Source organism: Pantoea sp. SGAir0418 (genome assembly GCF_043529865.1).
In genome coordinates this window covers 2,957,887-2,982,460 of sequence record NZ_CP027911.1, presented here as the reverse complement: position 1 = coordinate 2,982,460, position 24,574 = coordinate 2,957,887, and the positions used below count along the sequence as shown (strand labels likewise).

Genomic DNA, 24,574 nt, shown 5'->3' with positions numbered 1-24,574 from the left:
TACTGCGGAAAATTAACGCGCGTTTTGCTTGATGAAGTTATTGACGCTGGTGTCCTGCGCCATATCGGCAATCACGTCGCTCAGGGTCGAGTTAACCGCGTTGGTGATCTTATCGTTAGTGGCGCTGAAGGCACCCTCTACGCTGTAAGTCTGACGGTAGTTTTTCACCTGCTTGTTGCCGTTTTTCGCGGTAGCGATAATAGAGATATCCGCTTTGGTGGTGATGCTGTAACGCACGTTGCCCTGCGTGACATCGGCGTACAGGCCATTAACCACGATCTGCAGGTCTACCGCGCCGTTCGGGCCAATCATGTAGCCGCGCGAGGTCATCTGCTTCTCCAGCACTTCCTGCAGCAGGAAACGCAGGTCACGTGATGGGGTCAGGGTGATCAGCTGGCCATCGCGGTTCACTTTGGCCAGCGCCTGATCGCTGCGCTGATCGGCACCGTTAACGCTGACGGTAACGCCCATCAGGCTCGGATCCTGCTGTGGCAGCTGGATTTTTGGCTGGATGTTCAGCGTGGTGTTATTGCTGGCGCAGCCGGCCAAAATAAAGGCAGCCAGCAGAGGGAATAACAGTTTTTTCAACATACTCATTCTCGTTAGCATATGGGTTGGTTTGCAAAACTGCGGTCATCATAGCATTGCGGCACGGCGAAAAAAGCCCCGCACCAGGGGAAATTGATTGTAAAGGATTTTTTCGGACAGCCGTACGCGGTAACCGATTGACCGACAGCCTCAGCAGGCTAAGATGCGCAGCGCAGCAGGATTTATTTCCTGCCAGACTGCGGGAAAGGTAAAAAACCTACTAATATTTAAACAGATGGGGCACAGCGCTCGCCGTAGAGGAGTGTTAACAATGATTCGCGAACAAATAGAAGAAAAGCTGCGTAACGCTTTTGAGCCTGCACATCTCGAAGTGCATGACGAAAGCTATCGTCATAACGTGCCTGCCGGTTCTGAAAGTCACTTCAAAGTGGTGATCGTCAGCGACCTTTTCACCGGACAGCGCTTCCTGCAGCGTCACCGCGCCATTTATGGCGAGCTGGCGACCGAGCTGGCAGGCAGCGTCCATGCGCTGGCGCTGCATACCTACACGCGCAAAGAGTGGGATGGGCTGCAGGATACCGTACTCGCCTCACCGAACTGTCGCGGTGCCGGTACGCTGGCCTGAGTTTTCCTCTCCAGCTTCCTCCAAAACGGCCTGCGGGCCGTTTTTTCTTACCTCAATGATGCACAAACGCGATCTGCGGCGCAAAAAAGCAGCAAAACCGTTAAAAAGTGGTGAGTTTGCAGCCTCGACTCATTCCGGGGATGCCGCTATAATGCGGCGTCTATTTTTCCGGAATGTCTTCGGGACGCTTCTGGTGACAGGGATTAGGTTCTGCCTGCAGAGGCCGTCCCGGTTGTTGGATACGGCGCATTAATTGTGTGGTGTCTGAAGTTGACCGAGCACGTGATTTTTTGAGGTAACAAGATGACAGTTTCAGTAGAAACCACTCAGGGTCTGGGCCGTCGCATTTCGATTACTGTTCCTAAGGACAGCATCGAAAGCGCAGTGAAGAAAGAACTGGTGGAAGTGGCTAAGAAAGTCCGTATCGACGGTTTCCGTAAAGGCAAAGTGCCGGCTACCATCATTAATCAGCGCTACGGTGCCTCTGTTCGTCAGGACGTCCTGAGCGAGCTGATGACGCGTAACTTCGTTGACGCCATCATCAAAGAGAAGATCAACCCAGCTGGCGCACCGAACTACGTGCCGGGTGAGTATAAAGAAGGTGAAGATTTCACCTACGCGGTTGAGTTCGAAGTGTATCCGGAAGTTGAGCTGAAAGGCCTGGATGCAATCGAAGTTGAAAAACCGGTGGTTGAAGTGACCGACGCTGACGTCGACACCATGCTGGAAACCCTGCAGAAGCAGCAGGCGACCTGGAAAGAGACCGATGCAGCGGCGTCAGCAGAAGATCGCGCGACCATCGATTTCACCGGCTCTGTAGACGGCGAAGAGTTCGAAGGCGGCAAAGCGTCTGACTTCGTGCTGGCAATGGGGCAGGGTCGTATGATCCCAGGCTTCGAAGAAGGCATCACTGGCAAGAAAGCCGGCGACACCTTCACCATCGACGTGAAATTCCCGGATGACTACCACGCGGAAAACCTGAAAGGCAAAGACGCGAAGTTCGACATCGTGCTGAAGAAAGTGGAAACCCGCGAACTGCCGGAGCTGACCGCTGAATTCATCAAGCGTTTCGGCGTGGAAGATGGCTCCATCGAAGGTCTGCGCGCTGAAGTGCGTAAGAACATGGAGCGCGAACTGAAAGGCGCTATCCGTAACCGCGTGAAGACGCAGGCGATTGACGGTCTGGTTAACGCGAACGAAATCGACGTGCCAGTGGCACTGATCGACAGCGAAATCGACGTTCTGCGTCGTCAGGCTGCACAGCGTTTCGGCGGCAACGAGAAGCAGGCGCTGGAACTGCCACGTGAACTGTTCGAAGAGCAGGCAAAACGTCGCGTTGTGGTCGGTCTGCTGCTGGGCGAAGTGATTCGCATCAACGAGCTGAAAGCCGATGAAGATCGCGTTAAAGCGCTGATTGAAGAGATGGCTTCTGCGTACGAAGATCCGCAGGAAGTGATCGAGTTCTACAGCAAAAACAGCGAGCTGATGAACAACATGCGCAACGTTGCGCTGGAAGAGCAGGCGGTTGAAGCGGTACTGGCGAAAGCCAAAGTGACTGACAAAGCCACTAACTTCCAGGAGCTGATGAACCAGACCTCTGCGGCCTGATTCGTGAGTTAACCCTGAGTGCTAAAGCCCGCGACCGCTATGTCGCGGGCTTTTTCGTTTCTGGCGGAAACCAACCACATTTGTGCGCTATTTGACTAATTAATCGGCAAATTCTTCGCTAAGCTGTTTTTCCGTGTTAGCGAATGGGGAAAAGGTTGTTATGCTTGAAGCAACTGGGCTGCATCCCCAGATACAGGGAGAATGCGTGAAAACAGTAAGACTGGCTGATTAACCGTCCTGTTATGTCGGAACGAGACCGCTGCGCATAGTTTTCGCCGCGCGCCTCGCGTAAAATCGGTACAGAATGTTGCCAATGAAATTTATCAGGAGACGGTAATGTCATACAGTGGCGATCGTGAATTTACTGCACCAACCAATGCGCTGGTGCCAATGGTGGTCGAACAAACCTCGCGCGGCGAGCGTTCTTACGACATCTACTCCCGCCTGCTTAAAGAGCGCGTGATCTTCCTGACCGGTCAGGTTGAGGATCACATGGCGAACCTGATTGTGGCGCAGATGCTGTTTCTGGAAGCTGAGAATCCTGAAAAAGACATTTACCTCTACATTAACTCGCCAGGTGGTGTGATTACCGCCGGTATGTCGATTTATGACACAATGAAGTTCATCAAGCCGGACGTGAGCACCATCTGTATGGGCCAGGCTTGTTCGATGGGCGCATTCCTGCTGACGGCGGGGACTAAAGGCAAGCGCTTCTGTCTGCCAAACTCACGCGTGATGATTCACCAGCCGCTGGGCGGCTATCAGGGCCAGGCGACGGACATTGAGATCCACGCGCGTGAAATCCTGAAAGTGAAGCAGCGTATGAATGAGCTTATGGCGGAACATACCGGCAAATCGCTGGAGCAGATTGAACGCGACACCGAGCGCGATCGTTTCCTCTCTGCCAGCGAAGCGGTAGAGTATGGCCTGGTCGACTCCATCCTGACGCATCGCCAATAAGACACATCTGTCTGCCCCTTACGCTATAGTTAACGGGTGCAGACAGGTGAGTTGCATGCATATCGGCCGTTGCTGTGCGGCCATTGCCGTACACCAATTAGGTCTGAGAACGAAAAGAGGTTAGCTGATGACAGATAAGCGCAAAGACGGTTCAGGTAAGTTGCTGTACTGCTCTTTCTGCGGCAAAAGCCAGCATGAAGTCCGTAAGCTGATTGCCGGGCCGTCAGTGTATATTTGCGACGAGTGTGTCGATCTGTGTAACGACATCATTCGCGAAGAGATTAAAGAAGTGGCCCCGCACCGCGAGCGCAGCGCGCTCCCGACGCCGCATGAGATCCGCCATCACCTTGACGATTATGTTATCGGTCAGGAGAAGGCGAAAAAAGTGCTGGCGGTGGCGGTGTACAACCACTACAAACGTCTGCGTAACGGCGACACCAGCAACGGGATTGAACTGGGCAAAAGTAACATTCTGCTGATCGGTCCAACCGGTAGCGGTAAGACCCTGCTGGCGGAAACGCTGGCGCGCCTGCTGGATGTGCCTTTCACCATGGCGGATGCCACCACGCTGACCGAAGCCGGTTATGTGGGCGAGGATGTGGAAAACATCATCCAGAAACTGCTGCAGAAGTGCGACTACGACGTACAAAAAGCGCAGCGCGGCATCGTGTACATCGATGAAATCGATAAGATTTCCCGTAAATCAGACAACCCGTCTATCACCCGTGATGTGTCAGGTGAAGGCGTGCAGCAGGCGCTGCTGAAACTGATTGAAGGCACAGTGGCTGCCGTGCCGCCGCAGGGTGGACGTAAGCATCCGCAGCAGGAGTTTCTGCAGGTCGACACCTCGAAAATCCTGTTTATCTGTGGCGGTGCGTTTGCCGGCCTCGATAAAGTGATTTCACAGCGTGTTGAAACCGGCTCCGGTATTGGCTTTGGCGCGACCGTTAAAGGTAAATCGCAGAAAGCCAGCGAAGGCGAGTTGCTGTCACAGGTTGAGCCGGAAGATCTGATCAAATTTGGTCTGATTCCGGAGTTCATTGGTCGTCTGCCGGTGGTGGCGACGCTCAACGAGCTGAGCGAAGAAGCGCTGATCCAGATCCTGCGTGAACCGAAAAACGCGCTGACCAAGCAGTATCAGGCGCTGTTTAACCTGGAAGGCGTGGAGCTGGAGTTCCGTGACGAAGCGCTGACGGCGATTGCGAAGAAAGCGAACTCGCGTAAAACCGGGGCACGTGGTCTGCGTTCTATCGTAGAAGCGGCGCTGCTCGAAACCATGTACGACCTGCCATCAATGGAAGGCGTAGAGAAAGTGGTGATCGATGAGTCAGTGATCGAGGGGCAATCTGACCCGATGCTGATTTACGGTAAGCATGAAGCCCAGGCTTCTGGCGAATAAATAATCAATCACACCACGTTGTTATCTTAAAAAAGGGGAAAATGTTTCCCCTTTTATTTTTCTCACCTCTGTGACATTGAATGTCGTGCAAGCATCCCCATATACTCATAATCCTGTGGGTCTAACTGCATACAGCCTGTATCACGCGGTTCCCATCACCTGGCGGACATTAAACTAAGAGAGAGCTCTATGAATCCTGAGCGTTCTGAACGCATTGAAATCCCCGTGTTGCCGTTGCGCGACGTGGTGGTTTATCCGCACATGGTAATTCCGTTGTTTGTTGGTCGGGAAAAATCGATTCGTTGCCTCGAAGCGGCGATGGATCATGACAAGAAGATCATGCTGGTTGCCCAGAAAGAGGCTTCAACGGATGAACCTGGTATTAACGATCTCTTCGCGGTAGGGACCGTTGCTTCCGTACTGCAGATGCTGAAACTGCCAGACGGCACCGTTAAGGTGCTGGTGGAAGGTCTTCAGCGCGCACACATCACCACTTTAGCGGACAATGGCGACCACTTTGTTGCCCAGGCCGAATACCTGATCTCGCCGGAAATTGAAGAGCGCGAGCAGGAAGTGCTGGTGCGTACCGCCATCAATCAGTTTGAAGGCTACATCAAGCTGAACAAAAAAATCCCGCCGGAGGTGCTGACTTCACTCAACAGCATCGACGACGCGGCGCGTCTCGCCGACACCGTAGCGGCGCACATGCCGCTTAAGCTGGCTGACAAACAGTCAGTGCTGGAGATGTCCGACATCAATGAGCGTCTGGAATATCTCATGGCGATGATGGAATCGGAAATCGATCTGCTGCAGGTTGAGAAGCGTATTCGCAACCGCGTTAAAAAGCAGATGGAGAAAAGCCAGCGCGAGTACTATCTGAATGAGCAAATGAAAGCGATTCAGAAAGAGCTGGGCGAGATGGACGATGCGCCGGATGAATACGAAGCGCTGAAACGCAAAATCGACGCGGCGAAAATGCCGGCCGAGGCGCGCGAGAAGGCCGAAGCCGAACTGCAGAAGCTGAAGATGATGTCACCGATGTCAGCGGAAGCCACCGTGGTGCGCGGCTACATCGACTGGATGGTGCAGGTACCGTGGAACGCGCGCAGCAAGGTGAAAAAAGACCTGCGGAAAGCGCAGGAGACGCTGGATACCGACCATTACGGTCTGGAGCGCGTGAAAGACCGCATCCTTGAGTATCTTGCGGTGCAGAGTCGCGTCAGCAAAATCAAAGGGCCGATTCTGTGCCTGGTCGGACCGCCGGGCGTGGGTAAAACCTCGCTGGGACAGTCAATCGCCAAAGCCACTGGCCGTAAATATGTGCGTATGGCGCTGGGCGGCGTGCGTGACGAAGCGGAAATCCGCGGCCACCGTCGTACCTATATCGGGTCGATGCCGGGCAAACTGATCCAGAAAATGGCCAAAGTCGGCGTGAAAAACCCGCTGTTCCTGTTGGATGAGATCGACAAAATGTCATCCGATATGCGCGGCGATCCGGCTTCAGCGCTGCTGGAGGTACTGGATCCGGAGCAGAACATTGCGTTCAACGATCACTATCTGGAAGTGGATTACGATCTGTCAGATGTGATGTTTGTGGCTACCTCTAACTCCATGAACATTCCGGCTCCGCTGCTGGATCGTATGGAAGTGATTCGTCTCTCCGGCTACACCGAAGATGAGAAGCTCAACATCGCTAAACAGCACCTGCTGCCGAAGCAGATCGAGCGTAATGCGCTGAAAGAGAAAGAGATCAGCGTTGACGACAGCGCCATTATCGGCATTATCCGCTATTACACCCGTGAAGCGGGCGTGCGTAGCCTGGAGCGCGAACTCTCCAAGCTGTGCCGTAAAGCGGTAAAAGCGCTGCTGATGGACAAAGCGAAAAAGAGCATCAAAATCAACGGCGAAAACCTCAAGGATTTCCTGGGCGTGCAGCGCTTTGATTACGGCCGCGCTGACAGCGAAAACCGTGTTGGTCAGGTCACCGGCCTGGCGTGGACCGAAGTGGGCGGCGATCTGCTCACCATCGAAACCGCCTGCGTGCCGGGCAAAGGCAAGCTGACCTACACCGGTTCACTCGGTGAGGTGATGCAGGAGTCCATCCAGGCGGCGCTGACGGTAGTACGCGCCCGTGCGGAGAAACTCGGCATCAACGGCGACTTCTACGAGAAGCGTGATATCCACGTACACGTACCGGAAGGGGCGACGCCGAAAGATGGTCCAAGCGCCGGTATCGCGATGTGTACCGCACTGGTCTCCTGTCTGACCGGTAACCCGGTGCGTTCGGACGTGGCGATGACCGGCGAGATCACACTGCGCGGTCAGGTACTGCCGATTGGTGGCCTGAAAGAGAAACTGCTGGCGGCGCATCGCGGCGGCATCAAAACCGTGCTGATCCCGGACGAAAACAAGCGCGATCTGGAAGAGATTCCACAGAACGTGATTGCCGATCTGTCGATCCATCCGGTGAAGCGTATTGAAGAAGTGCTGAGCCTGGCGCTGGAAAATGCCCCGTACGGGATGCAGGTTGCCACGGCAAAATAGTGATTAGCGACAAAAAGCGCTAAAAAGCGAAGCTGGCAGGCCAAATCGGGCTTGCCAGCTTTTTTTTGTGCCGCTAATTTAGGGGGCTGCTGGATCAACGATTAAGATGAATACCGTTGTTTCAGCTCAACAGGCTTGATATAACTGGCTGCGCGTTCGCACCGGGCGGGAAGCGCGGGTGCGAGTGAATAATAAAAGAGGGGATGAAGAGAGTGAATAAGTCACAGTTGATCGACAAAATTGCTGCAGACGCTGACATTTCTAAAGCGGCAGCGGGACGTGTGTTAGATGCATTCATGGGCTCCGTTTCTGACGCGCTGAAAGGCGGTGACGAAGTGGCACTGGTCGGTTTCGGTACCTTCTCTGTACGCGAGCGTGCTGCCCGCACCGGCCGTAACCCACAAACCGGTAAAGAAATCACCATCCCGGCTGGTAAAGTACCGGGCTTCCGTGCAGGTAAAGCACTGAAAGACGCCGTCAATTAATGACCGCTGACCTGTCCATCGAAGCATTTTCTTCCATGGATTGAGGACGAAAAAGGCGTTCTCATGTAACATACGGGCACATCATTTTTGATGTGCCTTTTTTTATCTTGATGCGCGACTTTAGCCGCTGGCTTCAGTCTCCGCATGGTTGCCAGCTGCCAGCCTGAACCGCAGCTGCACGATGATGACATCGTGTCAGAGCTTTACATCCACACTACAGCGGAGTGTTGTCATACCATGATGGACAATTTACGCGCGGCGTCGAACCATGTCGTGCTCAAGATCATTCTGGGATTGATCATCCTGTCATTCGTACTGACCGGGGTGGGCAACTACCTGATTGGCGGTAACAGCGATTACGCTGCCAAAGTGAACGGCCATGAAATTAGCCGCGGTGAGCTGGAACAGGCGTTTAACAACGAGCGCAACCGTCAGCAGCAGATGCTGGGCGACCAGTTCTCGCAGCTGGCCAGCAACGACGGCTACATGCAGCAGATGCGCCAGCAGGCGCTGTCACAGCTGATCGATCAGGCGCTGCTCGATCAGTACATCAAAGATCTGCACATTGGCATCAGCGACGATCAGGTGAAGCAGGCTATTTTCAATCAGCAGGCTTTCCAGACCAACGGTAAGTTCGACAACGCGAAATACAACGGCCTGATCGCCAGCATGGGCTTTAGTGCCGATCAGTACGCCGAAGCGCTGCGCAAGCAGCTGGCGACGCAGCAGCTGATCAACGCCATCGCCAATACCGACTTCATGCTGAAGGGTGAAACCAGCAAGCTGGTGGATCTGGTCTCGCAGCAGCGCGAGATTCGTCAGGCGGTGATTGACGTTAATGCGCTGGCCGCGAAACAAACCGCCAGCGACGACGAAATCAATCAGTACTACCAGCAGCATCAGAGCAGCTTTATGGCACCTGAGCAGTTCCGCGTCAGCTACATCAAAATGGATGCGGCCAGCCTGCAGGAGAACGCCAGCGAAGCGGATATTCAGAGCTGGTACGATCAGCACAAAGCCGACTATTCACAGCCGCAGCGCAACCGTTACAGCATCATTCAGACCAAAACCGAAGCCGATGCCAACGCGGTGCTGGATGCGCTGAAAAAGGGCGAGGATTTCGCCACGCTGGCGAAGAGCAAATCCATCGACCCAATCTCTGCGCGTAAAGGCGGCGACATGGGCTGGCTGGAGCCGAACACCACGCCGGACGAACTGAAAAACGCCAACCTGACGCAGAAAGGTCAGCTGTCTGGCGTGATCAAGTCCTCAGTCGGTTTCCTGGTGGTGCGTCTGGACGATATCCAGCCAGAGCAGGTTAAACCGCTGGCGGATGTGCACGATGCGGTGGCGGATAAAGTGAAGCAGGAAAAAGCCGTCGACGCCTTCTATAAGATGCAGCAGAAGGTGAGCGAAGCCGCCAGCAACGACAACGAATCCCTGGCGGGCGCCGCACAGGCATCTGGCCTGAAAGTGGTGGAAACGGGCTGGATCACCCGCGATAACGTGCCGGCCGATCTCGATTTCGATGCGGTTAAACAGGCGATCTTCAACGGTGGCCTGACCGGTCAGAACGGCGCGCCGGGCAACAATTCTGACATCATCAGCGTCGATGGCGATCGGGCGTTTGTGTTGCGCATCAGCGAGCACAAACCGGAAGCGGTTAAACCGCTGGATCAGGTTAAAGCGCAGATTGCCGACAGTCTGAAGCATGACAAAGCGACGCAGCAGGCCAAAGCGCAGGCAGACAAACTGCTGACCGAGCTGAAAGCGGGCAAACAGGACGCGCTGCAGGCGGCTGGCATGACGCTGAGCGCCAGCAAAACCGTTGATCGCAACGCGCAGGATCCGGTGGCACAGGCCGCATTCAACCTGCCACAGCCAGCGGATAACCAGCCATCGTGGGGTGTCAGCGAAGATATGCAGGGCAACGTGGTGCTGGTCGCGCTGGATAAGGTCAGCGCGGGCAACATGCCGCAGGCGCAGATCGACGAAATGGTGAAAGGCGTGACGCAAAACAACGCGCAGATTGCCTTTGAAGCGCTGCTGGAAAACCTGCGTAAAGAGGCGAAGATTAAGTACGGCGCCGCCGCACAAAACCAGTAAGCCTCACAAAAAAAAGGTAAACTGCTGCAATACCGAAAGGCCGCTTCTGCGGCCTTTTCCATTTCTGATCATCGCCTTTTGAGTGGGTTTCTCGCTTGTGCCACTCTGCAGTGGCTGTCAAACACAAGGAGAAACACAGCATGGTTAAATCAACATTTCGTGCCTTTTGCATCACGCTGGCGCTGGGCGGCGCGCTCTGGACCAGCGGACTGGCGGCGGCGGAAAGCCCCAGTGAAACGCAGGCGACGCAGGTGTCCACGCCGCAGCAGGAACAGGTCAGCATCAATCAGGCCACGGCCGAGCAGCTGGCCGCCGCCATGAACGGTATTGGACTGAAAAAAGCGCAGGCGATTGTCAGCTATCGTGAGCAGTACGGGCCCTTCAGCGCCATCGAGCAGCTGAAAGAAGTACCGGGTATTGGCAGTGCGCTGGTGGAGCGGAACAGCGCGCGGCTGAAATTGTGAAGCGGCTCGCGACTCTGAAGGATTGCTAAAGCGGCCCATCAGGCTGTGCTATGCTCAACAGGTCCAACCAGTTGTCATTCACAGCCTGAACAGGAGCAATCATGCAAACTATCATCAAAGTGCGCGGCTATCATCTTGACGTCTATCAGCATGTGAACAATGCGCGCTACCTGGAATTTCTGGAAGAGGCGCGCTGGCAGTGGCTGGAAGATGCCGATGCCTTTCACTGGCTGCTGGAGCAGCAGCTGGCGTTTGTGGTGGTGAATATCAACATTAACTATCGTCGTCCGGCGGTGCTGGGCGACGTGCTGCACATTGAGAGCGAGGTCTCGCAGCTCAACGGCAAAAGCGGCATTATTTTACAGCGGGTGGTGCTGGCGGTTGATAACACGCTGGTGGCGGATGCGGCGCTGACTTTCGTCTGCATCGATTTGCGCACGCAAAAAACCGTGCCGCTGGAAGGTGAGTTACGTGAACGCCTGGCGGCATTGATGACCGCGACTTCCTGAGCTGGCATGCCCAGAAAGCACGCCAGCCCGCAGCGCGGCCGCAATCAGCGCAGGCCGCTTTTCTGTTTCATCGCCGCCATCACGCTGGCCGCATTGGCCTGGTAATCGGCCAGACCGCGCGCGCGCAGGTGGCAGGCCGCGCACTCACCACAGCCGTCGCCTTTAACGCCGTTGTAGCAGGTTAGCGTCTCCGAACGGACCAGCGGCAGCTGCTGCCAGTAGTCCGCCAGCGCCCAGGTTTCCGCTTTATTCAGCCACATCAGCGGCGTTTCAAAACGCACGTCGCGCGCCATGCCGAGAGTGACGGCGTTGTTCAGCGCTTTGACAAACTCGTTGCGGCAATCCGGGTAGCCGGAAAAATCGGTTTCACATACGCCGGTGATCACCGCTTCGGCTTCCACCTGATAAGCATAAATTGAGGCCAGCGTCAGAAACAGGATGTTACGCCCCGGGACAAAGGTGCTGGGCAGGCCGCTGGCCTGTGGATTGTAGGCTGGCACCGGGATGTTATCGCGCGTCAGGCTGCTGACCGCCAGTTCATTGAGCAGCGTGACGTCCAGCACTTTGTGCGCCCGCGCGCCCAGCTGGTGCGCCAGCTCTGCGGCGACGCTGATCTCTTCGCGATGGCGCTGACCATAATCAAAGGTCACGCAGTGCACTTCATCATACTGCTGCAGCGCCTGAATCAGACAGGTGGTGGAGTCTTGTCCGCCACTGAATACGACAACGGCTCGTTTCATGTTTTCTTCCCCATAAATCAGTGCGCCTATGGTACTGGCTCCGGCGCGGGCTGAACAGCACCGCTTGCGGCAGGCGGCGGGATCCAGGCGCGGGTGAAATCGAACCAGCCCATGCTGTTAAGCTGAATACCTTCGACGCCTGGCGGAGCAAACACCTGGTAGCGATAGTTAAACAGCGGCAGCAGATGGCCGTCGCGCATTAACTGCTGAAACAGCTGATGAATCGCGGCGCTGCGCAGTGCCGGGCTGGCCTGACGGGCGATAGCGTGCAGCGGTGCCTGCAGCACCGCCGGACGCAGCGGTTGCCAGGCCGCATCATTTTCCAGCCAGTTCACCAGGGTAAACTGCGGCGCATCACCAATCAGACGGTCGCCCATGATGATGTCGGCGTCACTTAGATCGATGTCGTCGCGCCAGCTTTTGACGTCGTGAAATACGCAGGTGAGGGTACAGTCCTGTGCCGCCAGCAGCGGCACCAGCGCCTGCGCCATGACGTGCAGTTCGATGGGCAGGTGATAATGCAGCGTCAGCGTTGCGGGCAATGTGCCTTCCGGGCGGTGTGGGGCGGGCAGCGGCCAGCCGGGCAGCAGCTCTGCGGTTGGCGTAATTAAGCCTTCATCCAGCGGCAACTGCTGAATGACGCCGCTGTGCTGAATCAGCGCGAGCAGCGTTTTGGCCTGCGCCTGGCTGAAGCGAGCCGAGAAACGCGGCGCCAGGTAACAGAAACCGAGACTGATGCTGCGATCCACCGGCCGCAGCGTGTCCAGCTCGTCGGGATCGCCAATGGCGATCTGCACCGGATGGCGACAGCTGGTGCCCAGCCCGCGATCGAACAGCTGCGGCGTAATCCAGTATTCCACCACCTGAATCAGCGGACGCTGATGGTGCCAGCGCGCATGGCTCTCCAGCCGCACCAGCTCGCGGGTAAAGTGCGTCAGGCGCCACGGTCCGCTGCCGGTATCGGCATGCTCCGGATGCGGCAGCAGGCAAAACTGATGCGCCAGCCGCTGCGGCAGCCAGTAATCGCTGGTGCGCAGCCGGATACGCAGCGCCAGCGGATGTGGCGCATCGATGTGTTCCACCGCCGCCAGCAGACGGCCGCCCTGCGGCGTCTGCATGATACGTTGCAACTGCTGGACCAGCTGTGCCGCCTGCACCGGTTCGTCGTTGTGCCAGCTGAGCAGTGGCCGCAGCCAGAAATACCATTCGCGGCCCTGCGCATCGTACTGCCAGTGATGTGCCAGATCGCCCTCGACATCATCCGCGTTAAAGCGCGTCAGGCCGGAAAAAATCTGGCGTACCAGATGCTGCTCGGCGCGTCCGGTGAGCTGCAGCGGATCCAGCGCCTCCATCGCGCGATAATAGGGAATGCGCAGCACCGGCGCCTGATTCTGCCACTGGCCGCCCATCAGTGGGCGCAGCATTTTCACCAGCCGTTCAGGCGCGACATCCAGTACCTGCAGTGCCTGTACCGCTTCACCGGCTGCCAGCTGCTGGCTGAGCAATTGCTGACGCAGCTGTTCGGGAGAGAGCAGAAAGCGCAGTTCGCCCTGTTTACCGCGTCCCGCCGCACCGTGCCACTGCAGCCAGCCCGCATGCTGCCACTGCCGCAGCAGGGTACGCACGTGGCGCTCGCTGCAATAGCAGTGCTGCGCCATGGCCGCAACGCTGATGCGCTGCGCTTCGCCCTGGCTAAGCTGCCACAGGCGCTGAAACTGATTAACCCGATGAAGCTGTCGCATGATTAAACCCGGAACAGTTTTTTGAAAGTATTCACTATTAGTTCCGTAATTACCAGGCGATAGTAAACCCCTCATTCAGACCGGAGAGTTGCTATGGCCCGCCTCGCGGCATTTGATATGGACGGTACACTGCTGCTGCCTACCCACCGTTTAGGTGCGGAGACGCTGCAGAGCCTCAACGCCCTACACCAGCGTGGCGTTACACTGGCGTTTGCCACGGGGCGTCACCTGCTGGATATGCAGGCAGTACGCCAGCAGATCACCTTGCCCGCCTGGCTGATCACCGGTAACGGCACGCGCATTCACGATGTCGAGGGCAGGCAGCTGTACGGCTGTGATTTAGCGCCGTCGGTGGCGGAAGAGGTATTGCACAGTCACTGGCAAACTCCCGCATCGATCCACATCTTTAATGACGAAGGCTGGTTTACCGATAAACCGCTCCCGGGATTGCTGGAAGCGCACGCGATGAGCGGGTTTCACTATCAGCTGCGTGATTTACGCCGCATGCCGGCACATGAAGTCACCAAGATCTGCTTTATCGCGCCGTATGAGATGCTGCTGGCGCTTAAGATTGAACTGCAACAGGCGCTCGGCGATCGCGCCAGCCTGTGCTTCTCCGCCAGGGAGTGTCTGGAAGTTTTACCGTTGGATTGCCACAAAGGCGCCGCGCTGGCGCGGCTGTGCCAGCATCTGTCTCTGTCGCTGGCGGATTGCATGGCATTTGGCGATGCGATGAACGACCGCGAAATGCTGGAGCGCGTCGGGCGTGGTTTTATCATGGGCAACGCCATGCATCAGCTGAAAACCTCGCTGCCCCATTTACCGATCATTGGCCATTGCGAGACACAGGCGGTGTCTCACTACTTAAATCACTGGATGACCACACCACACCTCGATTATTCCCCCGAATGCTGAGGCTTACAGTGAACCGGACAGGATGTCCGGTTTTTTATTGCAGCTCGCGCTGCCACGCCTGAATATCGCCGATCTGCTCAGCGACCCACTGTGAATTGTAATAGGTATCCGGATAGCGCTCGCCGCTGTCACACAGCAGCGTGACCAGCGCGGCGGATTGCCCCTGCGCGCGCAGCCGTTTTGCCACCTGCAGCATGCCCCAGAAATTGGTGCCGGTAGAGGCACCCGGACGTCGGCCGAGTATCTGCTCCAGCCTTAACATGGCCGCCACGGTGGCGCCGTCGGGCACTTTCATCATTTCGTCAATCACATCCGGTAAAAACGACGGCTCAACGCGCGGGCGACCAATCCCCTCAATCAGGCTGCCACGCTCGCTGCGCAGCATGCGATCGCGGCTGTGCCAGTAATCGAAAAATACCGAGTGTTGCGGATCGACCACCAGCAGGCGCGTGTCGTGGCCCTGATAGCGGATGTAGCGCCCCAGCGTAGCCGAGGTGCCGCCGGTGCCGGCGCTCATGATCAGGGTGTGTGGCACCGGGAAAGGTTCATGCGCCATCTGGCGGAAAATGCTTTCGGCAATATTATTGTTGCCGCGCCAGTCGGTGGCGCGTTCGGCGTAGGTAAACTGATCCATAAAATGGCCGTTAAGTTCACGCGCCAGACGCTCGGATTCGCTGTACAGCTGGCACGGATCGGCGACGAAGTGGCACTCCCCGCCGTAAAAGCGGATCAGCTCGATTTTGCGCCGCGCAGTGCTGGCTGGCATCACGGCGATAAACGGCAGGCCGAGCAGACGGGCAAAATAGGCTTCCGACACCGCGGTGCTGCCGGAGGAGGCTTCGATGATCGGCGTGTTTTCTCCAATCCAGCCATTGGCCAGACCATAGAGAAACAGCGAACGCGCCAGGCGATGTTTCAGGCTGCCGCTTGGATGGGTGCTTTCATCCTTAAGATAAAAGCGAATGCCGGGGAAATCGTCCAGCGTAAAACGGATCAGGTGCGTATCAGCGGAGCGCTGAAAGTCGGCGTTAATTTCATTGATAGCGTGGCGAACCCAGGGCGTTTGCATGGTGCGATTCCGGCAGCGAGATTGCGCTCAGTGTAAGGCACTGGCAGGAAAAAGAGGTTGCTAAAATTTGGTTATAATTGGCAAATAAGAGAAAATTTTTCTCCTGAGGTGGCGAATGCTAGATAAAACTGACCGCACACTGCTGGCGCTGCTGCAAAAAGACTGCACGCTGTCGCTGCAGGCGCTGGCCGATGCGGTGAATCTCACCACCACGCCGTGCTGGAAACGCCTGAAAAAGCTGGAAGATGATGGCATTATTCGGGCGCGCGTCGCGTTGCTGGATGGTGAAAAGCTCGGCCTGTCGCTCACCGCCTTTATGCTGATCAAAACCCAGCAGCACAGCAGCGACTGGTTTCAGCAGTTTGTCGCGGTGGTACAGCAGATGCCGGAAGTGATGGCCTTCTACCGCATGGCGGGCGAGTACGACTACCTGCTGCGCATTCAGGTGGCCGATATGAAGAGCTACGACGCGTTTTACAAGCGTCTGGTTAACGGCGTGCCGGGACTGATTGACGTCACCTCCAGCTTCGCTATGGAAGAGATTAAATACACCACCGCCTTGCCGGTAGCGCCCTGAACGGGCATCACAAGAGATTGTTTTGTGCGATTATTCAGCCAGTTAAGTTGGTATTTTTTGCGCGAGTGGCGGCGCTATCTGGGCGCCATCAGCTTGCTGATTATCATTGCGCTGCTGCAACTGCTGCCTCCGCATCTGGTCGGCGTGATTGTCGACGGCGTGACCCAGCACAGCCTGACGCGCGGCGAAATTTTTCTGTGGATCGGCGTGATGCTGGTGACCGCAGTGATTGTCTATTTGCTGCGCTACGTCTGGCGCGTGCTGCTGTTCGGCGCCTCTTACCAGCTGGCGGTGGAGCTGCGCGAAGACTTTTACCGCCAGCTTAGCCGCCAGCATCCGGCGTTTTACCTGCGCCACCGTACCGGCGATCTGATCGCGCGCGCGACCAACGATGTCGATCGCGTGGTGTTTGCCGCGGGTGAAGGGGTGCTGACGCTGGTGGATTCGCTGGTGATGGGGCTGGTCGTGCTGGCGGTAATGAGCGTGCAGATCAGCTGGGAGCTGACGCTGCTGGCGCTGATTCCTATGCCGATTATGGCGCTGGTGATCCAGAAAGACGGCGCGCGCCTGCATCAGCGCTTCAAAGTGGCGCAGGCGGCGTTCTCCAGCCTGAACGATCAAACGCAGGAGAGTCTGACCAGCATCCGCATGATCAAAGCCTTTGGCCTGGAAGATCATCAGTCGAGCCAGTTTGCCGGGATCGCCAGCGACACCGGCCGCAAAAATCTGCACGTGGCGCGCGTCGATGCGCGCTTCGATCCCATCATTTATATCGCCGTGGGCTTTTCGAATTTGCTGGCGATTGGCGGTGGCGGCTGGATGGTGTGGCACGGCTCACTGACGCTCGGGCAGCTCACCAGCTTCGTCATGTACTTAGGGCTGATGATTTGGCCGATGCTGGCGCTGGCGTGGATGATTAACATCGTCGAGCGCGGCAGCGCGGCGTGGAGCCGTATTGGTGCGCTGCTGGCGGAAGCGCCTGCGGTTGAGGATGGTCAGCAGCCACTGCCGGCGGAAGCGGGCGTGCTGCAGGTGGCGATCCGCGCCTTCCACTATCCGGCGAGCAGCGCGCCGGTGCTGAGCGACGTGCATTTCCAGTTACAGCCCGGGCAGATGCTTGGGCTGTGCGGGCCTACCGGCTGCGGCAAAAGCACGCTGCTGAGCCTGATTCAGCGCCATTTTGATATCGATCAGGGCGAGATTTGCTATCACGCCATTCCGCTACCGCAACTGCGGCTGGACAGCTGGCGCAGCCGGCTGGCGGTGGTCAGTCAGACGCCGTTCCTGTTTTCCGATACCGTTGCGAATAACCTGGCGCTAGGCCGCCCGGAGGCAACGCAGGAAGAGATCGAGCGCGTGGCGCAGATGGCCTGCGTGCACGATGACATACTGCGTCTGCCGCAGGGGTACGCTACCGAAGTGGGCGAGCGCGGCGTCATGCTCTCTGGCGGGCAGAAACAGCGCATCGCCATTGCGCGTGCGCTGTTGCTCAACGCGGAGATTCTGATCCTCGACGATGCGCTGTCGGCGGTTGATGGCCGTACCGAACATGAAATCCTGCATAACCTGCGCCTGTGGGGCAAAGGGCGCACGCTGATCATCAGCGCGCATCGGCTGTCGGCGCTGACCGAAGCCAGCGAGATTCTGGTATTGCAGCAGGGCGCAGTGGCACAGCGCGGCGATCACGATACGCTGGCGGCGCAGCCGGGCTGGTATCGCGATATGTATCGCTATCAGCAGCTGGAAGCCGCGCTGGATGAGGACGAGTCAGAACAGGGAGCCGACCATGGCTAAATCGCAACGCTTATGGCCAACGCTGAAACGCCTGCTGGCCTACGGTAAACCGTGGCGCAAATCGCTGTGGCTGGCCGTCGGCATGCTGTGGATCGCTGCTGCTGCCGAAGTCACCGGTCCGGTGCTGGTCAGCTATTTTATCGATAATCTGGTGGCAAAACACCAGATGCCGTGGGGCATTGTGGCCGGGCTGCTGGTGGGCTTTGTGCTGCTGCAGCTGCTGGCAGCGGGTCTGCACTATTTCCAGGCGCTGCTGTTTAACCGCGCGGCGATAGGTGTCGTGCAGCAGCTGCGCGTCGACGTGATGAATGCGGCGCTGCGCCAGCCGCTCAGTGCCTTCGATACCCAGCCGGTGGGGCAGATTATTTCGCGCGTCACCAACGACACCGAAGTGATCAAAGATCTTTACGTCACGGTGGTGGCCACTGTGCTGCGCAGCGCTGCGCTGATTGGTGCGATGCTGGTGGCGATGTTTGCACTCGACTGGCGTATGGCGCTGGTGGCGCTGGTGATTTTCCCGCTGGTGTTAACGGTGATGCTGATCTATCAGCGCTACAGCACACCGATTGCGCGCCGCGTACGTAGCTATCTGGCCGAAATCAATAATGGCTTCAACGAAGTGATTAACGGCATGAGTGTGATCCAGCAGTTTCGCCAGCAGGCGCGCTTTGGCGAGCGCATGGGCGAAGCCAGCCGATCGCACTATCTGGCGCGGATGGAGACGCTGCGGCTGGACGGCTTCCTGCTGCGTCCGCTGCTCAGCCTGTTTTCTGCACTGATATTGTGCGGTCTGCTGATGCTTTTCAGCTTTGCCACGCCTGGTGTGTTTGAGGTTGGCGTGCTTTACGCCTTTATCACTTATCTTGGCCGCCTTAACGAGCCACTGATCGAGCTCACCACGCAGCAGTCAATGCTGCAGCAGGCGGTGGTGTCGGGCGAGCGTATTTTTGAACTGATGGATGCGGCGCAGCAGGGCTACGGCAGTGACGCTCAGCCGCTGGCTTCCGGGCGTATCACCCTGCGCGATGTCAGCTTTGCCTACCGCGACAACCGCGACGTGCTCAGCCATATCAACCTCGAAGTGCCGGCGCGCGGCTTCCTGGCACTGGTCGGCCACACCGGCAGCGGCAAAAGCACCTTAGCCAATCTGCTGATGGGCTACTATCCGGTGACGCGCGGCAGCATAGAACTGGATGGTCGCCCGCTGCGCCAGCTGACGCACGATGCGCTGCGCGGCAGCGTGGCGATGGTGCAACAGGATCCGGTGGTACTGGCCGATACGCTATTGGCCAACGTGCGTTTGGGACGCGATATCAGCGAAGAGGACGTGTGGCGTGCGCTGGAGAAGGTGCAGCTGGCACCGCTGGCCCGCGCGATGCGCGACGGCATTCATACCCGGCTCGGTGAGCAGGGGAACACGCTGTCGGTCGGGCAGAAACAGCTGCTGGCGCTGGCGCGCGTGCTGGTGTCGCTGCCGCAGATTCTGATCCTCGATGAGGCCACTGCCAATATCGACTCAGGCACCGAGCAGGCGATTCAGCAGGCGCTGCGCACGCTGCGCCAGCACAGCACGCTGGTGGTGATTGCTCACCGTCTTTCCACCATCACCGAAGCGGATCAGATTCTGGTGCTGCACCGTGGTCAGGTAGTCGAACGCGGTACGCACACCGAACTGCTGGCGCAGCAGGGCCGTTACTGGCAGATGTACCAGCTGCAGCAGGCTGGCGATGAACTCGCGGCGGGCATACCCGCAACGGCAGAGGGGTGATTTGCACCTTTTTTGCGCAGATTTATCGGAATGTTCTGTATTGATGCACTCCTTTGAGGCTGCAAGCACCAAAGGAGTGCAGTAAAGTCCCACCTTTCTGTTTTTCCGAATGAAAACCTTGCCCGTTACGCCATACCGGAGCGCGATACTCTGCGCCCGGCAGCCTTAGCGCCCACTTTTGCCATTTGTGGCACAGCCTTTGCTTAACTCTCTGCGTGTCCGCGAAGACTCACCTATTTTTATATCCGGAGGGGAACGTATGAAGCTGGTTACCGTGGTAATCAAACCATTTAAGCTGGAGGACGTGCGTGAAGCCTTATCCTCCATTGGCATTCAGGGCCTGACCGTGACCGAAGTGAAAGGCTTCGGTCGTCAGAAAGGCCATGCAGAACTGTACCGCGGTGCCGAGTACAGCGTTAACTTCCTGCCAAAAGTAAAAATCGATATTGCGATTGCGGACGATCAGCTGGATGAAGTGGTGGATGTGATCAGCAAAGCCGCGTACACCGGCAAAATTGGCGACGGCAAAATTTTCGTCGCGGAACTGCAGCGCGTGATTCGTATTCGTACCGGCGAGACCGACGAAGCAGCACTGTAACTGGGGCTCTGAATTGTGATGGGATGGAAAGAAATGAATAAAGTAATGACTAAGTTGGGCCTCACCAGCCTGGCGCTGTTACCGTCTCTTGCGATGGCAGCTGCGCCTGCTGTAGCGGATAAAGCCGATAACGCGTTTATGATGATTTGTACCGCGCTGGTACTGTTCATGACAATTCCCGGCATTGCCCTGTTTTACGGCGGCCTGATTCGCGGCAAAAACGTGCTGTCGATGCTGACGCAGGTCGCGGTGACGTTCGCGTTAGTGTGCGTACTGTGGATCGTCTACGGCTACTCGCTGGCGTTCAGCGAAGGCAACGCCTTCTTCGGTAACTTCCAGTGGGCAATGCTGAAAAATATCGAGCTGAAAGCGGTGATGGGCAGCTTCTATCAGTACATTCACGTGGCGTTCCAGGCTTCCTTCGCCTGTATCACCGTGGGGCTGATTGTTGGTTCGCTGGCTGAGCGTATTCGCTTCTCGGCGGTACTGATTTTCGTGCTGGTGTGGCTGACGCTGGCCTATCTGCCTATCGCACATATGGTGTGGGCTGGCGGCTTCCTGGCACAGGATGGCGCGCTGGACTTCGCTGGCGGTACCGTGGTGCACATCAACGCCGCCGTTGCGGGTCTGGTTGGTGCTTACCTGGTAGGCAAGCGTGCTGGCTTCGGTAAAGAAGCGTTCAAACCGCATAACCTGCCAATGGTGTTTACCGGTACCGCGATTCTGTACGTTGGCTGGTTCGGCTTCAACGCCGGTTCTGCGTCTTCCGCTAACGAAATCGCGGCGCTGGCCTTCCTGAATACCGTGGTGGCCACTGCGGGTGCCGTGCTGTCGTGGGTGTTCGGTGAGTGGGCGCTGCGCGGTAAGCCTTCACTGCTGGGTGCGTCTTCTGGCTTCATCGCCGGTCTGGTTGCCATCACGCCAGCCTGTGGTTATGTCGGCGTCGGCGGCGCACTGATTATCGGTCTGGCCGGTGGCCTGGCAGGTATCTGGGGTGTGACCACGCTGAAGAAATGGCTGCGCGTTGATGACCCGTGTGATGTGTTCGGTGTGCACGGCGTGTGCGGTATCCTCGGCTGTATCCTGACCGGCGTGTTTGCCTCCTCTTCACTGGGCGGCGTAGGCTACGCGGAAGGCGTGACCATGGGCCATCAGGTTTGGGTGCAGCTGTTCAGCTGTGGCCTGACCATCGTCTGGTCTGGCGTAGTAGCCTTCGTGGGCTTCAAGCTGGCAGATATGATTGTTGGCCTGCGCGTACCGGAAGAACAGGAACGTGAAGGTCTGGATGTGAACAGCCACGGCGAGAACGCTTACAACCAGTAAGTGCCGGCTGGCAGAAGAGCAGTGCGCTATAACTATAATGATGAGAAAGGGGCGAGATAATCGCCCCTTTTTTTATGCTTCGCGCTGACGCATCACCCCTTCCTGCACCGTCGTCGCCACCAGCGTGCCGTCCTGGCTGAAGAACTCACCGCGCACGAAGCCGCGCGCGCCGGACGCTGAAGTGCTTACCACGCTGTACAGGAGCCACTCCGAGAGATCGAATGGACGGTGGAACCACATGGAGTGGTCAATCGTCGCCACCTGCATATCCGGCTCAAGGAAGCCTTTGCCATGCGGCTGCAGCGCGACCGGCAGAAAGTTGAGATCGGAAGCGTAGCCCAGCAGATATTGGTGAATGCGGCGATCGTCCGGCAGCTGGCCATTGGCACGCACCCAGACCTGGCGCAGCGGCTCATCAACGTGGCCTTTCAGCGGATTGTGGATCTGCACCGGACGGATATCCAGCGGGCGCTCGGCGAGGAATTTTTCTTTCAGCTTGAGCGGCAGGTGCGCAGCCAGTCGGTGGGCGAGATCCTGCTCGGAGGGCAGGTTATCGGGTCCCGGCACCTGCGGCATGCTGTTCTGATGCTCGAAGCCATTTTCCGGTGCCTGAAAGGAGGCGGTCATGTAGAAGATCGGCTGACCGTTTTGTACGGCGCTGACGCGGCGGGCGCTGAAGCTTTTGCCGTCGCGCAGGGTTTCCACATCGTAAATAATGGCTTTCTGGCTGTCGCCCGGGCGCAGAAAGTAGCTGTGGAAGGAGTGAATGATACGGGCTTCCGGCACGGTTTGTTTTGCCGCATACAGCGCCTGTCCCACCACCTGGCCGCCAAACACCTGGCGCAGGCCGAGATCTTCACTCTGGCCGCGAAACAGGCCTTCTTCCAGTTTTTCCAGATTCAATAAATTAAGCAGGTTGTGCAGTGCCTGGCTCATAACGGATTCCTCAGTGATGCCAATGGCGTCAGTGTGAAAGATCCGACCAGTTTGCGCAACGCTTTTACCCGGTTTTCAGCAGCATGGCGGGGCTTCAGGCGCAAAGCGGATTTTTGTGCCAGAATTAACAGCAATCGGCGGTGGAAAACCCAGCCAATAAATTTACCGCCGACAATCATAGTGTTCATAAGGAGACGACATCGATGAAACTCTGGCATGTAATTAGCGGTATGACACTGGCGGTGGCAATCACAGGCTGTGCCGATCACAGTAAACCCGTGCCGACGCCAACTTTAGGCGCCAGCGTGGCCGGGCAGCCGTCGGCGATTGCCCAGCCGAACGTAAGCGGTTCCGTCTATATTCGCCAGCGTATTGCGCTGCCGCCGGATGCGGTGCTGACCGTGACGCTGGCCGATGCGTCACTGGCGGATGCGCCGTCCAAAGTGCTGTCACAGCGTGTGGTTCGCACCGAGGGCAAACAGGCACCGTTCCAGTTTGTGCTGCCCTTTAACCCGGCTGATATCCAGCCGAACGCGCGCATTTTGCTGAGCGCAGCGATCACCATCGACGGCAAGCTGGCGTTTATCACCGATACGGTGAAACCGGTGATTAATCAGGGTGGAACAAAAGCGGAACTGCTGCTGGTACCGGTGACCAATATGGCGATGCCAACCCAGCCGGGCGCTGCTACCACCGTGCCTTCGACGTCGCCAACCCAGGTTACGCCGTCAGCCTCCGTGCCGGCACCAACCAGTCTGTAAGTTGAAACGGGAGACAGCGCGTTACGGAAGCTGCGCCAGAATGGCACTGCAGAAAGTAAAGGCGCTGTCTCGTCCCTGATCGCTCGGCACACGCCATCCCTGGCGTGTGACGCTTTACTTTCTGCAGTGCCATTCCCGCGCTTTAAAGGGAGTGCGGCCTGTCAGCATTAATACTCCCAGCGATACTTCGCCAGTTCAATTTCTCCCGCATCACTCACTTCAATACCTTCAGCTTCCAGCGCATCGCGCTGACGAAAAAGATCATCGCCCTGCAGCGAAATACGACCATGACGATTAATCACGCGGAACCACGGCAGTTTGCTGCCTGGCGGCAGGCGCCGCAGCACGCCGCCCACCTGACGTGCGGCACGCGGTGAACCGGCCAGCAGCGCGACATCGCCGTAGGTCGTCACTTTACCGGCAGGAATAGCGGCAACAATTTGCCAGACGCGCTCGGAAAAATTGCTCTGTTCACTCACTGACGCACCTCGTCTGCGGGAAAAGCGCCACTTTAGCATGCGATTGCGGCTATCAGCAGGGTTTTGCCGCCGGCCTGTTCAAGAAACCAACGGTTGCCCGGCCTGCGCTTGCAATTGCCAGGGGCTTCCCCGATAATGCCAGCGCTCTCAACATGAGAGCTCGTCAATGGGGGCCCTGTTGGTTCTCCCGCAACGCTAACTTGTGAACTCGGTCAGGTCCGGAAGGAAGCAGCCGCAGCAGGCGACGCGTGTGCCGGGATGTAGCTGGCAGGGCCTCCACCATTTCTGCCCATGCAAAATCCCTGCGCGCAATGCGGCACAGCACCCTGTCGGCACTCCTTTGCCTGCCTGTCATCCGTGGAAATAAAGGTGAGTAACGAAGCGACCTGCGGGGAGAAAACTTAGCGGACGTACTTCCAGACAGATCCGGGCACTTTGTCATAGAGCTTGTTCATGGTCAGCTCGGCCAGACGGTGATCGGCTGCGGAGTAGAATACCGCTAACTCATCATCGGGTAATTCATACTTGTTCTTTTCAATCACCCGTTCAAGGGTGTCAATTGAGCGACAACGACGCAGTCGCATCAAATAGTCTGTTTTGGTTAAGGCTGGGTTGCTCATAAA

The 24,574-nt window shown here is 57.3% G+C and carries 24 protein-coding genes and 1 other RNA gene; 17 read left to right on the top strand and 8 right to left on the bottom strand.

Annotation, left to right across the window (positions count from 1 at the left end):
• Nucleotides 1-12: 12 nt before the first annotated feature.
• Complete coding sequence (locus C1N84_RS14015; protein WP_021507183.1) at nt 13-591, bottom strand: lipoprotein; 579 nt, start codon at nt 589-591, stop codon at nt 13-15.
• A 268-nt stretch (nt 592-859) separates the two neighbouring features.
• Here C1N84_RS14015 and bolA point away from each other — a divergent pair, with 268 nt between their 5' ends.
• The 9 genes from bolA to C1N84_RS13970 all read left to right on the top strand — a co-directional run bounded on the left by bolA (nt 860) and on the right by C1N84_RS13970 (nt 11,249).
• A complete protein-coding gene (bolA, locus tag C1N84_RS14010; protein ID WP_058757958.1) occupies nt 860-1,174 on the top strand; it encodes a transcriptional regulator BolA in 315 nt (104 codons plus the stop codon).
• Between the two features lie 303 nt (nt 1,175-1,477).
• Entirely contained in the window at nt 1,478-2,782 is a 1,305-nt protein-coding gene (tig, locus tag C1N84_RS14005) for a trigger factor (RefSeq protein WP_021507185.1), read from the top strand.
• 336 nt (nt 2,783-3,118) lie between these two features.
• Nucleotides 3,119-3,742 carry an ATP-dependent Clp endopeptidase proteolytic subunit ClpP gene (gene clpP / locus C1N84_RS14000; protein WP_010616837.1) on the top strand — a complete coding sequence of 208 codons (624 nt, stop codon included), beginning with the start codon at nt 3,119-3,121 and terminating at the stop codon, nt 3,740-3,742.
• Between the two features lie 127 nt (nt 3,743-3,869).
• Nucleotides 3,870-5,141: an ATP-dependent protease ATP-binding subunit ClpX gene (clpX, locus tag C1N84_RS13995; protein WP_021507186.1), complete on the top strand. Its 1,272-nt coding sequence runs from the start codon at nt 3,870-3,872 to the stop codon at nt 5,139-5,141.
• 189 nt (nt 5,142-5,330) lie between these two features.
• Complete coding sequence (gene lon, locus C1N84_RS13990; protein WP_021507187.1) at nt 5,331-7,685, top strand: endopeptidase La; 2,355 nt, start codon at nt 5,331-5,333, stop codon at nt 7,683-7,685.
• Between the two features lie 212 nt (nt 7,686-7,897).
• Nucleotides 7,898-8,170, top strand: a complete 273-nt coding sequence (gene hupB, locus C1N84_RS13985) for a nucleoid-associated protein HU-beta (protein WP_014606441.1) — start codon at nt 7,898-7,900, stop codon at nt 8,168-8,170.
• Between the two features lie 237 nt (nt 8,171-8,407).
• Nucleotides 8,408-10,276 carry a peptidylprolyl isomerase gene (gene ppiD / locus C1N84_RS13980; protein ID WP_136547762.1) on the top strand — a complete coding sequence of 623 codons (1,869 nt, stop codon included), beginning with the start codon at nt 8,408-8,410 and terminating at the stop codon, nt 10,274-10,276.
• Nucleotides 10,277-10,416: 140 nt separating this feature from the next.
• Complete coding sequence (locus tag C1N84_RS13975) at nt 10,417-10,740, top strand: ComEA family DNA-binding protein (RefSeq protein WP_058775229.1); 324 nt, start codon at nt 10,417-10,419, stop codon at nt 10,738-10,740.
• 101 nt (nt 10,741-10,841) lie between these two features.
• Entirely contained in the window at nt 10,842-11,249 is a 408-nt protein-coding gene (locus C1N84_RS13970) for an acyl-CoA thioesterase (protein WP_264441572.1), read from the top strand.
• Nucleotides 11,250-11,293: 44 nt separating this feature from the next.
• Here C1N84_RS13970 and queC read toward each other — a convergent pair whose 3' ends face one another.
• Complete coding sequence (gene queC, locus C1N84_RS13965; RefSeq protein WP_264441571.1) at nt 11,294-11,989, bottom strand: 7-cyano-7-deazaguanine synthase QueC; 696 nt, start codon at nt 11,987-11,989, stop codon at nt 11,294-11,296.
• A 26-nt stretch (nt 11,990-12,015) separates the two neighbouring features.
• Entirely contained in the window at nt 12,016-13,731 is a 1,716-nt protein-coding gene (locus C1N84_RS13960; RefSeq protein WP_394541644.1) for an SgrR family transcriptional regulator, read from the bottom strand.
• Between the two features lie 93 nt (nt 13,732-13,824).
• On the opposite strand from C1N84_RS13960, the gene cof reads away from it, so the two are divergent.
• Entirely contained in the window at nt 13,825-14,646 is an 822-nt protein-coding gene (gene cof, locus C1N84_RS13955) for an HMP-PP phosphatase (RefSeq protein ID WP_058775233.1), read from the top strand.
• Between the two features lie 34 nt (nt 14,647-14,680).
• Here cof and C1N84_RS13950 read toward each other — a convergent pair whose 3' ends face one another.
• Nucleotides 14,681-15,715 (bottom strand): PLP-dependent cysteine synthase family protein, encoded by a 1,035-nt coding sequence (locus C1N84_RS13950; RefSeq protein WP_264441569.1) that lies wholly within the window; start codon nt 15,713-15,715, stop codon nt 14,681-14,683.
• Between the two features lie 115 nt (nt 15,716-15,830).
• Between C1N84_RS13950 and C1N84_RS13945 the strand changes: the two genes are divergently transcribed.
• From C1N84_RS13945 to amtB, 5 genes are all read left to right on the top strand, one after another.
• Nucleotides 15,831-16,292 (top strand): Lrp/AsnC family transcriptional regulator, encoded by a 462-nt coding sequence (locus tag C1N84_RS13945; RefSeq protein ID WP_021507196.1) that lies wholly within the window; start codon nt 15,831-15,833, stop codon nt 16,290-16,292.
• Nucleotides 16,293-16,316: 24 nt separating this feature from the next.
• Nucleotides 16,317-18,086 (top strand): SmdA family multidrug ABC transporter permease/ATP-binding protein, encoded by a 1,770-nt coding sequence (locus tag C1N84_RS13940; RefSeq protein ID WP_264441568.1) that lies wholly within the window; start codon nt 16,317-16,319, stop codon nt 18,084-18,086.
• The gene (locus tag C1N84_RS13935; protein WP_394541643.1) at nt 18,079-19,854 is read left to right on the top strand and encodes a SmdB family multidrug efflux ABC transporter permease/ATP-binding protein; all 1,776 of its coding nucleotides are present in this window, start codon (nt 18,079-18,081) and stop codon (nt 19,852-19,854) included. The genes C1N84_RS13940 and C1N84_RS13935 overlap by 8 nt, the downstream gene beginning before the upstream one ends.
• 259 nt (nt 19,855-20,113) lie before the next feature.
• Complete coding sequence (gene glnK / locus C1N84_RS13930) at nt 20,114-20,452, top strand: P-II family nitrogen regulator (protein ID WP_007886947.1); 339 nt, start codon at nt 20,114-20,116, stop codon at nt 20,450-20,452.
• Nucleotides 20,453-20,485: 33 nt separating this feature from the next.
• Nucleotides 20,486-21,775 carry an ammonium transporter AmtB gene (amtB, locus tag C1N84_RS13925; RefSeq protein ID WP_021507199.1) on the top strand — a complete coding sequence of 430 codons (1,290 nt, stop codon included), beginning with the start codon at nt 20,486-20,488 and terminating at the stop codon, nt 21,773-21,775.
• 72 nt (nt 21,776-21,847) lie between these two features.
• On the opposite strand, the gene tesB is transcribed toward amtB, so the two are convergent.
• Together tesB and C1N84_RS13915 are read right to left on the bottom strand one after the other, a co-directional pair.
• Complete coding sequence (tesB, locus tag C1N84_RS13920; protein WP_058757950.1) at nt 21,848-22,711, bottom strand: acyl-CoA thioesterase II; 864 nt, start codon at nt 22,709-22,711, stop codon at nt 21,848-21,850.
• On the bottom strand, nt 22,708-22,899 hold the full coding sequence (locus tag C1N84_RS13915) for a hypothetical protein (RefSeq protein ID WP_146068777.1): 192 nt from the start codon (nt 22,897-22,899) through the stop codon (nt 22,708-22,710). The genes tesB and C1N84_RS13915 overlap by 4 nt, the downstream gene beginning before the upstream one ends.
• A 15-nt stretch (nt 22,900-22,914) precedes the next feature.
• Here C1N84_RS13915 and C1N84_RS13910 point away from each other — a divergent pair, with 15 nt between their 5' ends.
• A complete protein-coding gene (locus C1N84_RS13910) occupies nt 22,915-23,472 on the top strand; it encodes a YbaY family lipoprotein (protein ID WP_021507201.1) in 558 nt (185 codons plus the stop codon).
• Between the two features lie 167 nt (nt 23,473-23,639).
• Here C1N84_RS13910 and C1N84_RS13905 read toward each other — a convergent pair whose 3' ends face one another.
• Nucleotides 23,640-23,951 carry an MGMT family protein gene (locus tag C1N84_RS13905; protein ID WP_021507202.1) on the bottom strand — a complete coding sequence of 104 codons (312 nt, stop codon included), beginning with the start codon at nt 23,949-23,951 and terminating at the stop codon, nt 23,640-23,642.
• 176 nt (nt 23,952-24,127) lie between these two features.
• Between C1N84_RS13905 and ffs the strand changes: the two genes are divergently transcribed.
• Nucleotides 24,128-24,224: signal recognition particle sRNA small type (ffs, locus tag C1N84_RS13900), an RNA gene on the top strand.
• Between the two features lie 128 nt (nt 24,225-24,352).
• Here ffs and C1N84_RS13895 read toward each other — a convergent pair.
• Entirely contained in the window at nt 24,353-24,571 is a 219-nt protein-coding gene (locus C1N84_RS13895; RefSeq protein WP_021507203.1) for an HHA domain-containing protein, read from the bottom strand.
• Between the last annotated feature and the right edge of the window lie 3 nt (nt 24,572-24,574).